12 protein-coding genes are annotated in these 17,534 nt (G+C 66.6%); 4 read left to right on the top strand and 8 right to left on the bottom strand.

The features are described from left to right. Positions 1–121: 121 nt before the first annotated feature. The 4 genes from ABID41_RS16960 to ABID41_RS16945 form a co-directional block, all read right to left on the bottom strand. Complete coding sequence (locus ABID41_RS16960; protein ID WP_435530025.1) at positions 122–2,890, bottom strand: M14 family metallopeptidase; 2,769 nt, start codon at positions 2,888–2,890, stop codon at positions 122–124. Positions 2,891–3,076: 186 nt separating this feature from the next. Continuing rightward, positions 3,077–4,567 carry an amidohydrolase gene (locus tag ABID41_RS16955; protein ID WP_354298221.1) on the bottom strand — a complete coding sequence of 497 codons (1,491 nt, stop codon included), beginning with the start codon at positions 4,565–4,567 and terminating at the stop codon, positions 3,077–3,079. Positions 4,568–4,637: 70 nt separating this feature from the next. Continuing rightward, entirely contained in the window at positions 4,638–5,663 is a 1,026-nt protein-coding gene (locus tag ABID41_RS16950) for a FecR family protein (protein WP_354298220.1), read from the bottom strand. Continuing rightward, positions 5,626–6,189 (bottom strand): RNA polymerase sigma factor, encoded by a 564-nt coding sequence (locus tag ABID41_RS16945; protein ID WP_354298219.1) that lies wholly within the window; start codon positions 6,187–6,189, stop codon positions 5,626–5,628. Before ABID41_RS16945 ends, ABID41_RS16950 begins: the two co-directional genes overlap by 38 nt. 239 nt (positions 6,190–6,428) lie before the next feature. Between ABID41_RS16945 and ABID41_RS16940 the strand changes: the two genes are divergently transcribed. The 4 genes from ABID41_RS16940 to ABID41_RS16925 all read left to right on the top strand — a co-directional run bounded on the left by ABID41_RS16940 (position 6,429) and on the right by ABID41_RS16925 (position 13,930). Next, the gene (locus tag ABID41_RS16940; protein WP_354298218.1) at positions 6,429–8,915 is read left to right on the top strand and encodes a TonB-dependent receptor; all 2,487 of its coding nucleotides are present in this window, start codon (positions 6,429–6,431) and stop codon (positions 8,913–8,915) included. A gap of 150 nt (positions 8,916–9,065) precedes the next feature. After that, positions 9,066–10,139, top strand: a complete 1,074-nt coding sequence (recA, locus tag ABID41_RS16935; RefSeq protein ID WP_331932408.1) for a recombinase RecA — start codon at positions 9,066–9,068, stop codon at positions 10,137–10,139. 249 nt (positions 10,140–10,388) lie between these two features. Beyond that, positions 10,389–13,025, top strand: coding sequence for an alanine--tRNA ligase (gene alaS / locus ABID41_RS16930; RefSeq protein ID WP_354298217.1), 2,637 nt, complete (start codon positions 10,389–10,391; stop codon positions 13,023–13,025). Between the two features lie 266 nt (positions 13,026–13,291). Continuing rightward, positions 13,292–13,930, top strand: a complete 639-nt coding sequence (locus ABID41_RS16925; protein ID WP_354298216.1) for a PEPxxWA-CTERM sorting domain-containing protein — start codon at positions 13,292–13,294, stop codon at positions 13,928–13,930. 60 nt (positions 13,931–13,990) lie between these two features. Here ABID41_RS16925 and ABID41_RS16920 read toward each other — a convergent pair whose 3' ends face one another. The 4 genes from ABID41_RS16920 to ABID41_RS16905 form a co-directional block, all read right to left on the bottom strand. Beyond that, positions 13,991–14,920, bottom strand: coding sequence for a hypothetical protein (locus ABID41_RS16920; RefSeq protein WP_354298215.1), 930 nt, complete (start codon positions 14,918–14,920; stop codon positions 13,991–13,993). A 72-nt stretch (positions 14,921–14,992) separates the two neighbouring features. After that, positions 14,993–15,688 (bottom strand): ribonuclease T2 family protein, encoded by a 696-nt coding sequence (locus ABID41_RS16915; protein ID WP_354298214.1) that lies wholly within the window; start codon positions 15,686–15,688, stop codon positions 14,993–14,995. Then, entirely contained in the window at positions 15,685–16,242 is a 558-nt protein-coding gene (locus ABID41_RS16910) for a DUF2939 domain-containing protein (RefSeq protein WP_354298213.1), read from the bottom strand. The genes ABID41_RS16915 and ABID41_RS16910 overlap by 4 nt, the downstream gene beginning before the upstream one ends. 7 nt (positions 16,243–16,249) lie before the next feature. Continuing rightward, complete coding sequence (locus ABID41_RS16905) at positions 16,250–17,473, bottom strand: NADP-dependent isocitrate dehydrogenase (protein WP_331932240.1); 1,224 nt, start codon at positions 17,471–17,473, stop codon at positions 16,250–16,252. Positions 17,474–17,534: the final 61 nt, after the last annotated feature.

Here is a 17,534-nt window from a genome sequence, read left to right as displayed (position 1 = left end):
CCTGGCGGTGAAGGGGCGTCGGTCGAATGGCCGGCGCCCCTTTTCTTGGGTGCATATGCGCAAAAGAAAAGCGCCGGGACCGCAAGGTCCCGGCGCTTGCCGTTTCCGGCTGTCGTTGGCCTCAGTTCTTGGTGGCGGCGGGGCCGTAGAGCAGGCCGTTGAAGAGGAACTTGAAGGTTCCGTAAGACTGGGCCCGCTGGGTCACCTCCGGTCCCATGACCAGCAACTTGCCCTTGCCGACGTCGATGTCGAGCACCGCGGTGGAGCCGTTCAGCTTCTCCTGGCCGACCGCCCAGCCGCTGCGCAGCGGGGTCGGGGTGTCGAACCAGGAAACCCGCGCCACGCCGGTGGCGGAGGCCTTCAGGTTGAAGGTCGGGCTACGGTCGAAAAACACGTCCACGTCCTGGGGCAGGCCGTAGGCGAGGGGCTGGGTGTTGTCGACCTTGGTGCGCAGGACCGAGCCGGGAATGAAGAATTCCTTGGTCGAGAGGCCCACCTGCTTGCCGGCCTCGGTCCTGGCCACCGCGATATCGACCGGCGCGCCCAGCAGGGTCGCCAGCCGGCCCGAGGAGCCGATGGTGATCACCGTGCCGCCGTTCTTGGCGAACTCGGCGATCTGGGGAACGGTCGTCTCGTCGGTGATCTTGCCCAGCCACGGACGGAACTCGGCCGGGATATCCTCCGGTTTGGGCTGGGCGCCGCCGCGCGTCGGCCGGAAGGGGCCGCCGGCGGGCGCCGGGACCACGCCGTCGGCGAAGACCAGGACGTCATAGTCCTTGGCGATGTCGCCGGCGTCGAGGCGCTGCGGATAGACGACTTCGAAGGGCGCTTCGAACTGTTCGAAGAGCCAGCGGTTCCAGCCGGAAGGCATGGAGCCGCCATAGACGTCGACCAGGCCGATGCGCACGGGCTTCAGCGCGATGGTCTCGCTGGCGGGCTTGGCGGCGACCGAGACGGCGTCGATGCCGAGGTCCTTCACGCCCTTGGAGACGATTTCCTGGGCCTGGGGCGAGGCGGGCACCCAGATCGCGCCGGGGCCGAAGCTGTCCTTGCCGGCCTTGGCGCCGGTCTTCAGCCAGAAGACCGGCTGGCCGGCCTTCAGGAGGCGGTTGGTGAGGGTGAAGCTGCGGTTGGTCTCGTGGCTGATAAGCCAGCCGGCCTTGCCCGAGCCCTTCACGGCGCCCGGCTGGACGGCGATCAGGTCCGGCACGCGTTCGAACGGGCCGTCGAAGCCGTCGAGGATGCGGTCGTACTTGACGCCCATCTGGTAGGCGAGGGTGTAGCCGGTGATGTCGTAGGGCGCCTTCGGCGGACCGCCCGGATATTCGAGATCGTGCGGGTGGTCCTGCGGCTCGAACATGTCGAGGATGTGCGGGCGATAGGCCTGGGCGGTCTTCACCACGTAGGAGCCGGCCGGATAGGTCTTGTCGCCGACCTTGAAGGCCTTGGTGGCCCGATCCACGTCCACGCCGCTCTTGATGAGCGCGTTGAGGAACGCCACGGCGGTGGGCATGTCCGCCTGGCCCGCCGGGATGACGTAGCCGCGCGGATCGCGGTTCTCCGGCTTTTGCAGGACGGTCTTGTAGAGGCTCGGATCGATGGCGCCTCCGCGGCCGAAGGCGACGGCCGTATCGTTGGTCTTGGCGCTCTTGCCGGCTTCCTTCAGCGCGTCGATCCTGGTCGGCGTGACCGTCCAGCTATCCTTCGAGCCCCGCTCGATGCTGTTCGCGCCCATCTTGTAGATGTTGAACAGCAGGCGTTCGCGGTTGCGCGAGGCGTAGTCGATCACCGCCCGGTCGAGGCTGTACTGGTATTCGATCGTCTGGTTGAGATGCCAGGGCTGGGGCGCGATCGGCATGGGGCGGTCGCCGTTCGGCAGTTGCACCTCGGGAACCAGCGACACGGTGGTCGGGGTCGGGCCGCCGATGATCTCGGTCAGCAGGCCGACCGAGTTGTGGAAGTAGGCGATCGAGCGCTCCATCCCGTTGTGCCAGGTGGAATAGGCGGCCGCGCTGCGCGCGCCGGAGCCGGGCTTGTCCTCGGCGACCAGACGGCTGTGCATGTTCATGCCCACCTCTTGCAGGGTGGTCATGACGAGCGGGTCGTAGTTGTAGTTGAAAGGATCGCGGAACGGCGGGACGAACACGATCATCCCGTCAGGACCAGTCTGGTGCTGGTTGAAAATGATCTGCGGGAACCACTCCCGGAAGAGTTGCTTGTTGACGTTCGTCGTCTCGGACATCTGCGACATGAAGCTGTCGCGGTTGTTGTCGTGGCCGATGTACTTTTGGTAGAGGCGCGGGATCGAGCCGAACTCGCGCTTTTTCGGGTCTTCGTTGCGCATGTACCAGTCGGAGACCAGTTCCATGCCGTCCGGATTGTCGTGCGCGAAGATGATGATGACATCATCCAGCATGCGCAGGGTCTCGGGGTCGTTAAGGGTCAGCATCCGGTAGAGGACCTGGATCTGGCCCTGGGAGGTGACGGTCTCGGTGGCGTGCAGACCGGCGTCGATCCAGACCACCGCCTTGCCTTCAGCCGCGAGCTTGGCGGCTTCTTCCTTGGAGAGCCCCTCGGCCTTGGCCAGCCGCTTCGAGATGCTCTTGTACTGGTCGAGCTTGGCGAGGTTGGCCGGCGAGGAGACGATCGCCATCCACTGGGTGCGGCCTTCCTCGGACTTGCCGAAGTCGACCAGCTTCATGCGGTCGGATTGGGAGGCCAGGGTCTTCAGATAGGCCTCGTAGGCCGTGTAGTCGGCGAGGAAGTAGTCGCTGCCCGGGTTCTGGGCGAAGGCTTCGCTCGGCGGAGTTATGGTCGCGGCGTTCGCGCCGCCGCCCATGATGAGGACCAGCGCCAGGGCAGCGCCCGTCATTGCGTGTTTTCGCGTCATTCCATCCCCCGCTCTTACCTGCGTGACTCAACATGCCCGACACGGACACGCTTCCTTAGGCCAGACGCAGGCGTGGGGCGATTCCGCACCTGGGCCATGGGCGAATTTTTCCGAGATGGGAGGATACCGGGGCGTTGAAGGACCGGTTGCGGGACCCGGCGCGGCCGGGTCCCGACGGCGTGCGGCTTATTCGGCGCCGCCGACCTTGCGGTAGTCGAGCGGCGGCTTGCGATCGCCGAGCAGGGATTTGTAGACGAAGCCTTTGCCTTGGCGCTGCTTCAGCTCGGCCTTGGCCTGGGCGATGAGCTCCGGATTGGAGAACAGCTCCGCGCCGGTGATCGACAGGGTCTTGGCGGCCAGGGCCGCGCCTTTGAGGCCGATCGTCATGCCCCCGGCGGCCACGTTCTGCCAGCTATGGCCAGCCGAGCCGGGCACGAAGGTGGCGGTGGACAGGCCCACGGTCGGGGTCACCCAGCTCACGTCCGCCACGTCGGTCGAGCCGCCGCCAGCGTCGCCGGAGGTGTCGGCGGGGCGATAGGTTTCGATCTTGCCGACCGAGGCGAGGTCGCCGCCGCCGTTCGGGAGGGACTTGGCCAGTTCCTGGGCGAACTTGGTCTCTTCCGGGGTCCAGGAGATGCCGCCGACGCTCTCCAGCGACTGCTGCATGACCTTGCCCAGCACGTCGTTGGGCAGAAGGTTGTAGACGCCGCCGGTCTGTTCGAACTCGACCTTGGTTCCGGTGATCATGGCCGCGCCCTGGGCGGCGGTCTTAACCCGATCCATGACATCGACGACGATCTTCGGGTCGGCGTTGCGGACGTAGTAGTAGACCTCGGCGAAATCCGGGACGACGTTCGGCGCCTTGCCGCCGTTGGTGACCACGTAGTGGATGCGGGTGCGGTCGGGGATGTGTTCGCGCAGGTAGTTGTTGGCGACGTTCATGATCTCGACGCCGTCGAGCGCCGAACGGCCGGCCCATGGCGCGCCGGCGGCGTGGCTCGACTGGCCGTAGAAGCGGAACTTGCCGCTGATGTTGGCCATCGAAGTGCCCTGGTTGGCCGAGTTCGTGTTTCCCGGGTGCCAGTGCAGGGTGATGTCTACGTCGTCGAACAGGCCGTCGCGGACCATGTAGACCTTGCCGGAGCCGCCTTCCTCGGCCGGCGTGCCATAGACGCGGACCTCACCCTGGACCTTGTTCTGGACCATCCAGGTCTTCAGGGCGACGGCGGCGGCCGTCGAGGCCGCGCCGAACAGGTTGTGGCCGCAGCCGTGGCCGGCGTCGCGGCCCGCCACCGGTTGCTTGGTCGGGGCGGCGGCCTGCGACAGGCCGGGCAGGGCGTCGAACTCGGCCAGGATGGCGATCACCGGGCCCGGGCCGTTCTTGAAGCTGGCGACGAAGCCGGTGGGTTCACCGGCCACTCCGGCCTGGACCTTGAAGCCAGCGGCCTTCAGTTGATCCTGCAGAAGCGCGCTGCTCTTGGTTTCCTGATAGCCGACCTCGGCATAGTTCCAGATCTTCAGCGCCGCGTCGTTCATCTTCGGCGCATAGGCGTCGACGGCCGCGATGATCTGGCCGCGGCCTTCGGCGGTGAGCGGGGCGGCGCTTGCCGCGCCTGCGGCGAGCCAAGCTGTGGCGCAGATGGCGCTGGTGGCCAGCGCCTTGGTGATCGTTTTCATGAGTCCTCCAGGCCGCCAGCGCATAAGGGCGCCGGCCTTCGGGCTCAAGACGCAGCTTGGCGGGAAATCCTCACTCGCCCGAGAGCGGGCGCAGCTCGATGGTGGTGGAGGACGTCTCGACCCCGCGCGCCATTCCATAGGCCTCGAGGGTTTCCACGAAGCCGGTGACGTCGCCCGACTTGAACCGGCCGCTCAGCGGCTTGGCGGCCAGGGCCGGGTCCGCGATCTGCACCTTCCGGGTGGAATAGCGGTTCATTTCCTGGACGATCGAGCCGAGCGGTCGATTGTCGAACATCAGGTGGCCTTCTCGCCAGGTGGCCAGCCGGGCGACGTCGCGGTTCTCGATGGTCCAGGGCTGGTCGCCGATCTGCGTCAGTTCGCGGCCGGGCGTGAGGTCGATGGAGGTGCCGCGCGTCGCGACGCGGATCTTGCCCTCGATCAGGCTGACCGACCACTGACCCGGATCGACCCTGACGTCGAAGGCTGTGCCGAGCGCCGTCACCGATCGCCCGGCGGCCGACACCACGAAGGGGCGTTGCGGATTCTTGGCCACCTCGAAGAAGACCTCGCCCTGCACCACCGTGAAGGCGCGGCGTGCGCCCCACTCGGTCAGCCGAACTTCGGAAGCCGTGCTCAGCGTGATCCTGGAACCGTCCTCGAGGGTGACGGCCTGTTGGCCGCCGACCGGGGTGCGATAGGTCGCGATGACTTCGGCCATCGCAGGCGGCGAGGTGGAGGAGGCGGTTTTCGGCTGGGCCTGGCGCCAGGAGCCGATCCCCAGCGCCGCGGCGCCTGCGACGGCGATCGCCGCGATCCCAGCGGCCCAACGCATCTTCGGCCGGCGCTGGGCTTGCGCGAGTTCGGCGCGCAGAGCTTCGCGGGCCGCGAGGATCTCCGGCTCATCCTTCAGGTCGCCCAGGTGCTCCCAGGTTCCGCTGACCTGCGCCCACTGGGCTGCGTGGCTTGGATCGGCCGCCAGCCATGCCTCGAAGGCGCATCGCAGTCCGCTGTCGTCGGGGCGACGCTGCAGTTGCACGAACCACGACGCGGCGTCCGGACTACCGGAATGACCGTTTTGTCGTTGGTTGTCGTTCATCGCTTTCCTGCAGCCGGGTCGAAATGATCCGAAGGGCCTTTGTAACGTGTTTCTCGACCGCGCTGACTGAAACGCCAAGTTGAGCAGCGGCGCCCTTGTAGCTCATGCCCTCGAAACGCACGAGCATGAATGCGGCGCGCGTGCGTGGCGGCAAGGCCGCGAGGGCTTCCATCGCGAGGGAAGCTTCCTGTTTGGCCTGGAGGATTCGATCGGGCGACAGTTCGTCGAGCGGGTGGTGGATTTCTTCCAGTTCGCAGTGCGCGCCCCGCCGGCGAACGGTGTCGCGACGACGACGGTCGAGCAGGACATTGGTGGCGGTCTGGAAGATGAAGCTGGACAGATTGGCCACCTCGCCGCCGCGCCGACGGTTGTGGAGCCGAAGCAGAACTTCCTGGATCAGGTCGTCGATCTCATGACCGTCCGTGCGGCGGCGGAAGAACGCCCTGAGCGCCTGCTGGTACGGAAGTGAGGCGTACGCGAGTCCTTCCGGCTCACTCCTGGCCCCGGACCTTTCAGGCCAAGACATCTGAACTCCACACCCCACTTGTCTTATTGCGGTCATGGTTGTTGAAGGCGCTGTGGAGGTCAACGACCTAGCGGTAGGGCTTGTTCGAAAACCAGGCGATGCTGGATTTTCGGGCACAGCTCCCGTCGATCCCGTCGCCACAGTGCTGTGGCGAATAAACAACCAAAGACCCGCCAGAGCGGGCTAGCTTGTCTGTGGCGGGCCGTGAAAAGTGCAGGCGGCGGGGAGCTGTGCGCCTGTTGAATTTTGTCCGTTTCGGGATCTTGGTGGGCGCCCTGGCGATGTCGGGCGGACCAGCGCTTGCGGCCGAAGGCGCACACGCGTTCTCGATCCCCGCCGGCCTGCCGCTCGACCGTGCGCTCACCGCGTTTTCCGCCCAGAGCGACCGCGACATCCTGTTCAGTCCTGACCTCGTCGCGGGACGGAGAACCAGCGGGCTATCGGGCAGGATGAGCCCGGACATCGCGCTGAGGGAACTCCTTCGAGGCTCAGGCCTCACCTGGCGGCAGTTCCAGGGCCGCTACCTCATCGAAGGTGCGCCGACGCACTCCCCCGTCGAGCCGATCGCCGAGGTCGAGAGCGTAGTCGTCACCGCCAGCCGCCGGCCGACGCTCGACCAAGTGACGCCCATGTCGGTGCGGGCGTTGTCGGGGGATGAACTGGCGCGGGCCGGTGCGGCCGATTTCAGCGATGCGGCGATGCTGCTGCCGGGCCTGACCCAGACCAGCACCGGGACCGGGCGCAATCGCTTCAGCCTGCGCGGCGTGTACGGTTCGGGCGAGGCCACGACCGCCCTCTACTACGACGACGTTCCGGTGACCGGCCCGAGCGGCACCACCGCCGACCCGGGCGGCTCGTCGCCCGAATTGCTTCTGGTCGACGTCGAGCGGCTCGAGCTTCTGCGAGGGCCGCAGGGCACGCTCTATGGGGCGAGCGCCATGGGCGGCGCCCTGAAGGTCATCTTCAAGCGGCCGAATCTCGCCCAGGCGAGCGAAACGGCGTTGGCCGAGCTCAATACCAACTCCGGCGAGTGGGGCGGGGGACAGAGCCTGGTGATCAACCAGCCTCTGATCGCCGACAAGCTGGGCGTACGGCTCACCGCCTATCGGCGCACGGAGCCGGCATATGTCGACAATGATCGCCTGAGCGTGCGGAACGCCAACGCCGGACGGGTCTGGGGCGCACGCCTGGGCCTGGGTTTGGAGCCGACCGAGGACCTTCAGGTCAATCTCTCGGCCAGCTACCAGGACGCGCACGATGACGACACCAGCGGGGGATCGTTGGGCGCCCGCCCGAACGTCTCTCTGAACTACGTGCGGATGCCGTTCGAGAGCCGCCTGAAGCTCTTTGACAGCGCGCTTAGTTGGCGCATCGCAGGCATGCGGCTGTCGGCGAACGCCGCCGCCTATGCCTGGGACAGCCTGCGGCGCATCGATTACACTGGAACTCTGCTGGCCGAGCGCGACAGCCCCGACGGTTGCAAGCGCTATCTGGACCTGCCGGCGGCCGTCGCCTGCACGGGGCAGCAATTGGGCGTCTATTCGGCCTATGTGGACAGCCGGGCGCCTGGCCTGCTGAACCAGCCGATCAATCTCAGCGCCCAAGTCCAGGAAGTCCGTCTGCAATCCGACGACCCGGGTTTCCTGGCCTGGACGCTCGGCGTCTTCCACGAGATCCGGAAGGACCGCATCGACAGTCAGGTCGTCGTGGGCGACGACCTGACCGGCGAGCCGGATTTCGAGCAGGGCTATACGGGGCGGCGTATCGTCGACAGTCGCCTGAGTCACCGCGCGGTCTATGGGGAGGTCACCCTCGGCGCCGATCGCGACACCTCCCTGACCCTGGGGGCGAGACGTTTCGAATACGACAAGGCCACGATCGGCCACGCGGCGGTCGTCAATGTCATCTCGAACACCTCCGAAGCGAATTTCGCCACCACGACCGGCGAGGACGGCTGGAGCATCAAGATTCTAGGCAATCGGCGGCTCTCTCCGACGGCGCTGCTCTATGCGCAGGCCTCGCAGGGCTTCCGCCCGGGCGGGATCAACACCGTGCCTGGCCTGCCGCCAAACCTGGCCGCCTATGGCCCGGACAGCCTCTGGAACTACGAACTGGGCCTCAAGAGTTCGTGGTTCAACAACCGCGTGGTGTTCAACGCCGCCGTCTACCAGATCGACTGGCAGGACATGCAGTACAGCGCGAGCAGCACCAACGGCGCGTTCGCCTTCATCACCAATCTCGGCGAGGCGCGCATTCGGGGCCTGGAGGCGGACACCAGCTTCGTCGTCAATTCCATGGTGCGGGGTGGTGTGAGCCTGACCCTGACCGACGCAGTCCTGACCCGCGACCAGGCCAGCGCCGAAGGGGCGGGGTTGGGCTCGGCCGGCGACCGCATCCCCGCGGCGCCACGGGCGTCGGCGGAAGGGTGGCTGGAGTACCGCCGCGACCTTCGCGAAGGCCTGCAACTCCTGCTCCGCGCCGACGGCGCCTATGTCGGCCGCTCCCACAGCGCCTTCGATCGGAGGAGCGCAAACGACGTCGCGCTCGGCGACTACTGGCTGTTCAACGCGCGGGGGAGCCTACGCACGAGACGCTGGACGCTCAGCGCCTTCGTGGAAAACCTTTCGGACGCCGATCGTCCGTCTTTCGCCACGACGGGACGCCAGATTCAAGCGTTCGCCCCGCGGCCTCGGCAAGTCGGGCTGTCCGTGGCATACGACTTCTAGAGCGGCGTCAGAACCGGACGCACAGGCTGGAGCGCCACCAAAAGAACATCTTGTGAACAGCGAACAAAGCGCGTACGCCTTCTTTCGACGGCCAGCCGCTACCCGCGTCGGACTGTCGGGTTGGAATCATGGAACAAGGGGCGCCTTGCAATGAGTCAGTCGGCGTTGAAGCTCGTGGGAAAAGAAGAAGGCGATAAGCAGCGGGCGCTGGAAGCGGCGATCGCGCAGATCGATCGGGCCTTTGGCAAGGGCTCGGTGATGAAGCTTGGCGAGAAGAGCCATATCGAGGTGGAGGCGGTGTCCACCGGCTCCCTCGGCCTGGACCTCGCCTTGGGCATCGGCGGCCTGCCCAAGGGGCGGATCATCGAAATCTACGGTCCGGAAAGCTCGGGCAAGACGACCCTGGCCCTGCACGTGGTGGCGGAGGTTCAGAAGGCCGGCGGCGTGGCCGCCTTCGTCGACGCCGAGCACGCCCTGGATCCGCAGTACGCCAACAAGCTCGGCGTGAACCTGGATGACCTGCTGGTCTCCCAGCCCGACACCGGCGAACAGGCGCTCGAGATCACCGACACCCTGGTGCGATCCGGCGCCATCGACGTCATCGTCATCGACTCCGTGGCGGCCCTGACGCCGCGCGCGGAAATCGAAGGCGAGATGGGCGACCAGCTTCCCGGCCTGCAGGCCCGTCTGATGAGCCAGGCGCTGCGCAAGCTGACCGCGTCCATCTCCAAGGCCAAGACCCTGGTGATCTTCATCAACCAGATCCGGCACAAGATCGGCGTGATGTACGGCAGCCCCGAGACGACCACCGGGGGCAACGCGCTGAAGTTCTACGCTTCGGTTCGCCTGGATATCCGCCGCACCGGCTCGGTGAAGGTGCGCGACGAGATCCTCGGCAACAATGTCCGCGTGAAGGTGGTGAAGAACAAGGTGGCCCCGCCGTTCCGCGAGGTCGAGTTCGACATCATGTACGGCGAGGGGATCTCCAAGCTGGGCGAGATCATCGACCTGGGCGTAAAGGCCGGGGTCATCGAGAAGTCCGGCTCCTGGTTCTCCTGGAACTCCACCCGCATCGGCCAGGGCCGCGACAATGTCCGTGAATTCCTGAAGAACAACCCCGACATCGCCAATCAGATCGAGCGTCAGGTGCGCGGCGCCCGCGAGGCGATCGAGGAAGAGCTGCTGGTCGGCCCGACCGGTGACGAGGGTTCTGACGAGGACTAGGTTCGCATCGCCGGCCGGCCGTCACAGCCCACCGGAACCGGAGAGGCCTCCAACCCGACATCCGGACCCGCCCGGCGGGCATGCCCCCGCACGGACGCCGATGATGCGCAAGGACGCTTGGACGCAGACCGTCCAGGCGTCCTTTTTCTTTGCGGGGGCCGCCAAAATCCGTAAACGGTCGCCGATGGGGCGGCGCCGGACAGGCGAGCTCCCATATCTATTTCTTCCGTTTCCAACGTCTGACGAGCCATGCCGAGCCTTAACGAGATCAGGACCGCGTTTCTGGGCTATTTCGAAAAGAATGATCACCTGATCATTCCGTCGGCTCCGCTCGTTCCGCAGAACGACCCGACCCTGCTCTTCGTCAATGCGGGGATGGTGCCGTTCAAGAACTACTTCACGGGCGCCGAGACGCCGCCTGCGCCGCGCGCGGCCTCGTCGCAGAAGTCGGTCCGCGCCGGCGGCAAGCACAACGACCTGGACAATGTCGGCTACACCGCGCGCCACCACACCTTCTTCGAAATGCTGGGGAACTTCTCCTTCGGCGACTATTTCAAGGAAGGCGCGATCGAGCACGCCTGGACCCTGCTGACCAAGGAGTTCAAGCTTCCGCCCGAGAAGCTGTGCGTCACCGTCTATCACACCGACGACGAGGCGGCTGCGCTCTGGAAGAAGATCGCGGGCCTGCCCGACGAGAAGATCATCCGCATCGCGACCAACGACAACTTCTGGTCCATGGGCGACACGGGCCCCTGCGGGCCGTGCTCGGAGATCTTCTACGATCACGGCGAACACATCCCCGGCGGTCCTCCGGGCAGCCCGGACGAGGACGGCGACCGGTTCGTCGAGATCTGGAACCTCGTCTTCATGCAGTTCGAGCAGTTCGCCGACGGCCGCCGCATCGACCTGCCCAAGCCGCAGATCGACACCGGCATGGGCCTGGAGCGCATCGCCGCGGTGCTGCAGGGCGTCCACGACAACTATGACGTCGACCTTTTCCGCACGCTGATCGCGGCTTCGAAGGACCTCGTCGGCGACGGCACCAACGGCCCGTCGCACCGGGTCATCGCCGATCACCTGCGTTCGACGAGCTTCCTGATCGCCGACGGCGTCTCGCCGTCGAACGAAGGCCGCGGCTACGTCCTGCGCCGGATCATGCGCCGGGCCATGCGCCACGCGCACCTGCTGGGCGCCGAGGAGCCGCTGATGCACCGCCTGGCGCCGGTGCTGGTGGCGGAGATGGGCGAGGCCTATCCGGAACTGCGCCGCGCCGAGCCGGTGATCGTCGAGACCCTGCGCCAGGAGGAAGAGCGCTTCCGCCGCACCCTGGGCCGCGGCATGGCGCTTCTGGACGAGGCGACCGCCAATATGAAGCCGGGCGACATGCTGTCCGGCGAAACCGCCTTCAAGCTCTATGACACCTACGGCTTCCCGCTAGACCTGACCCAGGACGCGGTGCGCGCCAAGGGGCTCAGCGTGAATCTTGACGGCTTCGAGGACGCCATGAAGCGCCAGCGCGAACTGGCGCGCGAGGCCTGGACCGGTTCGGGCCAGGCGGCCCAGGCGGCCGAATGGTTCGGCATCCGCGATCGGCTTGGGGCCACCGAATTCCTCGGTTACGAGACCACCGAGGCGACGGGCAAGCTGCTGGCCCTGGTGTCGGGTGGCGCCGGGGTCGAGAAGGCCACGAGCGGCGAGACCGTCCTGGCCGTGTTCGACCGCACCCCCTTCTACGCCGAAAGCGGCGGCCAGGCCGGTGATGTCGGCGAGATCGAGTGGGCGGGCGGCAAGGCGCGCGTGCTCGACACCCAGAAACAAGCCGGCGACCTCTTTGTCCATGAGATCGAGGTGCTGCAGGGCGAACTGTCGGTCGGCGCCGAGGTGCGGCTGGCGGTCGATCCGGACCTGCGCACCGCGACCCGCGCCAACCACTCGGCGACCCACCTGCTGCACGCGGCCCTGCGCAACGTGCTGGGGCCGCATGTCTCTCAGAAGGGCCAGATGGTCGATGGCGAGCGAATCCGCTTCGACTTCAGCCACGGCGGCCCGGTGACGGCCGAGGAACTCGATCGGATCGAGACCGAGGTCAATGCGGTGGTCCGGCAGAACCTGCCGGCGGTGACCGAGGAGATGGCGCCCGAAAAGGCGATCGAGGCCGGGGCCATGGCCCTGTTCGGCGAGAAGTACGGCGAGAGCGTCCGGGTCCTGTCGCTGGGGCAGGCGCTGAGCGGCGAGGGCAAATATTCGGTCGAACTCTGCGGCGGCACGCACGTGGCTCGCACCGGCGACATCGCGCTCTTCAAGGTCATCTCGGAGAGCGGGGTCGCCGCCGGCGTGCGTCGGATCGAGGCGCTGACCGGCGAGGCGGCGCGCCGCTGGCTGGTGGATCAGGCCGGCGTCGCCAAGTCGCTCGCCGACCAGTTCAAGGTCCCGGTGGCCGAGGTCGGCGCCCGCGTCGAAGCGCTGGAGGCCCAGCGCCGCAAGCTCGAGAAGGAACTGGCCGACGCCAAGCGCCAACTCGCTATGGGCGGGGGCGGCGGCGGGGCTTCCGGGCCCGAGGAGATCGGCGGCGTGCAGGTCATCGCCCGGGTGATGGAAGGCGTCGGCGGCAAGGACCTGCGTCCGATCGCCGAGGAGTTCAAGAAGCAGCTCGCCGACGGGGTCATCGCCCTGGTGGGGGCGGCTGACGGCAAGGCGGCGGTGACCGTCGCGGTCACCGGCTCGGCGGCCGGCAAGTTCAGCGCGGTGGACCTCGCCAAGGCGGCGGTCCAGGCGATGGGCGGGCAGGGCGCCGGCGGCCGACCGGACTTCGCCCAGGGTGGCGCTCCGGACGGCGCGAAGGCGGCCGAGGGCCTCGCCGCGATCAAGGCTATCCTCTCCGTCTAGGCCCCCTCCTGGCCTGCAACTGAAGATGGCGCGTGGGCGTGGCCTGCGCGCCATTTCTGATTCCTGGAGGCGCCTTTCAGCCCGGCTTGCGGGGGTTTTGCTCGCCCGACCGGAGCAAGTTCTGGTGGCAAATGAACGATGCTCGTTGAATGTCGTCCGGGGAATGCGCTTCTCAGGCGAACAGCGTTGCCGTAAAAGATGTTAAACTTTAGTTCACCATCCCAGGGGCGCCAGGTGGCGCAGGATCACTGTTTAGGATGGCTCTTATGCTTAAGTTTTTGCCTGCCGCGGCTGCGGCCGTGACTTTGAGCTTCACCGCCGCGCCGGCGGCTGAAGCGGCTGTCACCTTCTCTGGCAATGTCGCGAACGTGACGGCCAACAACAGCGGCTCGGGCCTTGAGGTCCAAACCGGCCTCTACAATTCCTTCAACTTCGACCTTGACGTCGGTGACAACTCGGGCCCGATCGGCCTGTTCACCATCTGGACGAACGAAACGGACGTCGCCTGGGGTGAAGACACCTCGCCGCGCAACATCGCCGTTCAGTTCAACTTCCTGCAGCCGGACGGCCCCTGGTCGGGCGGCCCGGTCGAAGGTGAAACCTTCGGCTTCAACTTCGTCATCAGCCAGGGCGGCGCGGTGACCTGGGACGCCCCGGAAATCTTCACCTTCGGCAACGGAGGTCAGCTCAAGGTGACGCTGAACCCGACGAGCTTCAACGAAGGCTGGTTCGGCACCACCCCTGGTAAGAAGTACGGCGCGGTTGTCAGCGGCAACTTCGAGTATGTGCAGGCGCCGATGCAGTCGGCGGTTCCGGAACCGGCGACCTGGGCGATGATGATCACGGGCTTCGGCCTGGCCGGCGCGACGATCCGCCGTCGCCGTAACGTTCTCGCCGCCGCCTGAGCAGGCGGCCAGGGCTTAAGCGAAGGGCCGAGGGAAACCTCGGCCCTTTTCTTTTGCGTCTCAGCCGCCGCAGGCGACCTTCTTGATCGGCGCGGTCTGCGCCCCGCGGGTGAGTTCGGTGTTGTAGAGGAAGCCCGTCTCGTCGGGCAGCCACGAGACCGCCTCCTGCTGAGGCAGGGTGTCGAGCTCGACCACACGGTAGTCCTTGCCCTCGGTCCATTGCTCGAACGGCGGCAGGCCGTTCTTGAGGTCCAGGCCGATCTCCAGGGCGTCCATATAGGTCAGCAGGATGACGCGGCGGCCATCGGCGCTGATATCCATGGCGGTGGGGATCGATCCGGGAAAGGGCCGGGTTCCCATGATCTTCGGCAGGTCGATCTCGCCGACCTTTTCGAAGGTCTGCACCTGGTCAGTGGCGCGGAGCTGGGTTGCGGTCAGCCGATAGACCTTGGCCGGGACCGGATTCATCATCAGCCGGTCGGCCGGCTTGGTGACCAGATAGAGGTCGCCATCGGGGTGGATCGCGAAGGCCTCGGCGTTGTGCGCGCCGTCGGGATAGCGCGCACGAACGACCCGCAAGGGTGTGACCTTGTCGGGGAAGTTCTCGACCTCGCGGACGATGGTGAACGCCACCTCGTCCCGCCGGGCCGGATTATCGCCGATGTCGCCCAGGTAGAGACACTGGCCCTCATCCCCGCACGGCCCGAGGGATAGCTCTTCGATATCGACAGGCTTGGGACCTTCGATCTCGACCGTCCGGGCATCCTGGCCGTTCATGCGCGAGACGTAGAAGCGCAGGCCGTCGCCGGAATCGTTGTTGTGGTAGAGCCGGTCCGGGAACTGCGCCGAGACGTCCAGGCCGCTGGCTTCGTTCACGACGCTGGTGTCGAGCTGGCCGATATTCTCCGCCGGCCGCCAGGCGGAGCAGACCTCGGCGGCGGCGGCGGGCGTGGCGGCGGCAAGCAGGCAGGCCGCAAGAACGGTGCGCATCACTTTTCTCTCCGAGCTGGGGACGGGCCAAAGGATGGCGGCGCAGGTCCTGCGGTCAAGTTCGAAGAAGGGTCAGAGCCGGGCCGAGCGCACCTTCACCGTCGCCCTGTCAGGCGCGCCCAGGCCGCCGCGGCAGGCCGTGGGCCGGAACCGCAGGTCGTAACAGACGCGGACATCCTCCAGCCAACCGCCCTTGGCGACCTTCACATAGAGCCCGTCGCGGCGCAGTTGGGGATTGGCCGCAACGAAGGCGCGGCGGATCTCGCCGGCCGTCGTCGCCCGGCCGTTCGCGAAGCTGAGGCTAGGTTTGTGCAGGCCGCCCCAAAGCTCGGCCGCCTGCTTGAAATAGGCCTCAGGAGTTCGCCATCCGCAGACTCCGTGCGCCGCCCATTCATGCTGCAGCAGATCGGCCGAGGGCGTCATGCAGAGATGCTTGCGAACGGTCGAGACTTGCAGCGCCTGAGCCGGCGCGCAGTAGCGCGGATGTCGTGAGCCGGCGCCGTTGGGCCAAAGCCCATGCAGGACAAAGCCGAAGCGGTTGTCGCGGCACTGGACCTGCGCGCTGCGGGCGTTCTGCCGTCCCGCACAATACTGAGGCGACCAGGTGAGCGCCAGCATGTACGAGGCGGTCGGCGCGTCCCTGACGATCTCGCGGGTAGGGGGCGGACTGGCTACGGGAGCGCGGATGTCTCGGGGAATGGCGCAGGTCTGGGCGAGCGCCGGGCCAGCCAGGGTAGAGGCGGCGATGGCCGCCAGAACCAGTCTCATGGGTGCTCCGGAAGACGAATCTGCACCAGTTTCCAGGTAAACCAGTCGCGGCGCTCGAAGGTAAAGACGACGCTCTTCGCCGGATCCTTTTCGCCTCTTGGGCGGGCCAGGAATCGCGCGCGGTTCGGATCCCAATAGCGCAAACGCGGCGGCCTGCGGCCCTCATCGCCGGCCGGCGCCGCACTGGGGGCGTAGCCGCGCGAAAGCGCGTAGAGGCCCGATGCGCTGAGGTACGGCTCCACTGAGCGGGGCGTCGGGACGATCGGCTCGATGGCGCGTTTCACCGCGCCGACCGGATCGGTCCAGATGTCCGGCGGAGCAGGCGCGGCGACAGGCTCCGTCCCGACCTGATCGCGCAGACCCTGACGGACGGCGGGATAATCGACGAGCTGGCTCAGGGCATGCCCATCGCCATCCCGGGCGGCGGCCTGCACGGCCCTGAATGCGAAGAACGGCGCGGCCGCGAAGGCCAGCGCCGTTCCCACGATCAGAGTGACGATCAGCCGAAAGACCGCGCGACCGAGATCGATGTCTCTTGCCGCGCGGGCGTTCATAGCCGTCTCAGGCGGCCGACTTGGCCAGGGCCACGTCGAGGTTGGCGGCGACCTTGTCGATGAAGCCCTCGGTGGTCAGCCAGCCCTGGGTGTCGCCGACCAGCAGCGCCAGGTCCTTGGTCATCGAGCCGCTTTCGACAGTCGAGACGCAGACCTTCTCAAGGGTGTCGGCAAAGTGGGCCAGCGCCTCGTTGCCGTCGAGCTTGGCGCGGTGCTTCAGGCCCTGGGTCCAGGCGAAGATCGAGGCGATCGAGTTGGTCGAGGTCGACTCGCCGCGCTGATGCTGGCGGTAGTGGCGGGTCACGGTGCCGTGGGCGGCTTCGGCTTCCATGATCTTGCCATCCGGCGTGATCAGGACCGAGGTCATCAGGCCCAGCGAGCCGAAGCCTTGGGCGACCTGGTCGGACTGGACGTCGCCGTCGTAGTTCTTACAGGCCCACAGGAAGCCGCCCGACCACTTGAGGGCCGAGGCCACCATGTCGTCGATCAGGCGGTGCTCGTAGGTCAGGCCCGCTTCCTTGAACTTGGCGGCATATTCCGCCTCGTAGATCTCGGCGAAGATATCCTTGAAGCGGCCATCATAGGCCTTGAGGATCGTGTTCTTGGTCGAGAGGTAGACCGGATACTTCCGGGTCAGGCCGTAGTTCAGGCAGGCGTGCGCGAACTCGCGGATCGACTCGTCGACGTTGTACATGCCCATGGCGACGCCGCCGCCCGGGAAGTCGAACACTTCGTGCTCGAGGGTCTCGCCGTTCTCGCCTTCCCACTTCATGGTCAGCTTGCCCTTGCCGGGCACGCGGAAGTCGGTGGCCTTGTACTGGTCGCCGAACGCGTGGCGGCCGACGATGATCGGCTGGGTCCAGCCCGGGATGAGGCGCGGAACGTTCTTGCAGATGATCGGCTCGCGGAAGACGACGCCGCCGAGGATGTTGCGGATGGTGCCGTTCGGCGACTTCCACATCTTCTTCAGGCCGAACTCTTCCACGCGGGCTTCGTCCGGGGTGATGGTGGCGCACTTCACGCCGACGCCGTGGCGCTTGATCGCCTCCGAAGCCTCGACGGTGACCTTGTCCTCAGTCGCGTCGCGATGCTCGATCCCCAAGTCGTAGTAGTCGAGGTCGATATCCAGATGCGGGAAGATCAGCTTGTCCTTGATCCACTTCCAGATGATGCGGGTCATTTCGTCCCCGTCGATGTCTACGACGGGGTTCGCGACTTTGATCTTAGCCATGAGGGCAAAGGGCTCCAGGGGACGTTACGGATAGGGTGCTGGCCGTATACTAGCCCCGCGG

The sequence above is a fragment of the Phenylobacterium koreense genome (assembly GCF_040545335.1).
Classification (GTDB): Bacteria; Pseudomonadota; Alphaproteobacteria; order Caulobacterales; family Caulobacteraceae; genus Phenylobacterium; species Phenylobacterium koreense.
This window is presented reverse-complemented; position numbering and strand designations above follow the sequence as displayed.

What these genes read in the sequence shown, in the direction of transcription:
- ABID41_RS16960 (WP_435530025.1), bottom strand. Translation starts at nt 2,890, where the DNA reads ATGACGCGAAAACACGCAATGACGGGCGCTGCCCTGGCGCTGGTCCTC.
- ABID41_RS16955 (WP_354298221.1), bottom strand. Translation starts at nt 4,567, where the DNA reads ATGAAAACGATCACCAAGGCGCTGGCCACCAGCGCCATCTGCGCCACA.
- ABID41_RS16950 (WP_354298220.1), bottom strand. Translation starts at nt 5,663, where the DNA reads ATGAACGACAACCAACGACAAAACGGTCATTCCGGTAGTCCGGACGCC.
- ABID41_RS16945 (WP_354298219.1), bottom strand. Translation starts at nt 6,189, where the DNA reads ATGTCTTGGCCTGAAAGGTCCGGGGCCAGGAGTGAGCCGGAAGGACTC.
- recA (WP_331932408.1), top strand. Translation starts at nt 9,066, where the DNA reads ATGAGTCAGTCGGCGTTGAAGCTCGTGGGAAAAGAAGAAGGCGATAAG.
- alaS (WP_354298217.1), top strand. Translation starts at nt 10,389, where the DNA reads ATGCCGAGCCTTAACGAGATCAGGACCGCGTTTCTGGGCTATTTCGAA.
- ABID41_RS16925 (WP_354298216.1), top strand. Translation starts at nt 13,292, where the DNA reads ATGCTTAAGTTTTTGCCTGCCGCGGCTGCGGCCGTGACTTTGAGCTTC.
- ABID41_RS16920 (WP_354298215.1), bottom strand. Translation starts at nt 14,920, where the DNA reads ATGCGCACCGTTCTTGCGGCCTGCCTGCTTGCCGCCGCCACGCCCGCC.
- ABID41_RS16915 (WP_354298214.1), bottom strand. Translation starts at nt 15,688, where the DNA reads ATGAGACTGGTTCTGGCGGCCATCGCCGCCTCTACCCTGGCTGGCCCG.
- ABID41_RS16910 (WP_354298213.1), bottom strand. Translation starts at nt 16,242, where the DNA reads ATGAACGCCCGCGCGGCAAGAGACATCGATCTCGGTCGCGCGGTCTTT.
- ABID41_RS16905 (WP_331932240.1), bottom strand. Translation starts at nt 17,473, where the DNA reads ATGGCTAAGATCAAAGTCGCGAACCCCGTCGTAGACATCGACGGGGAC.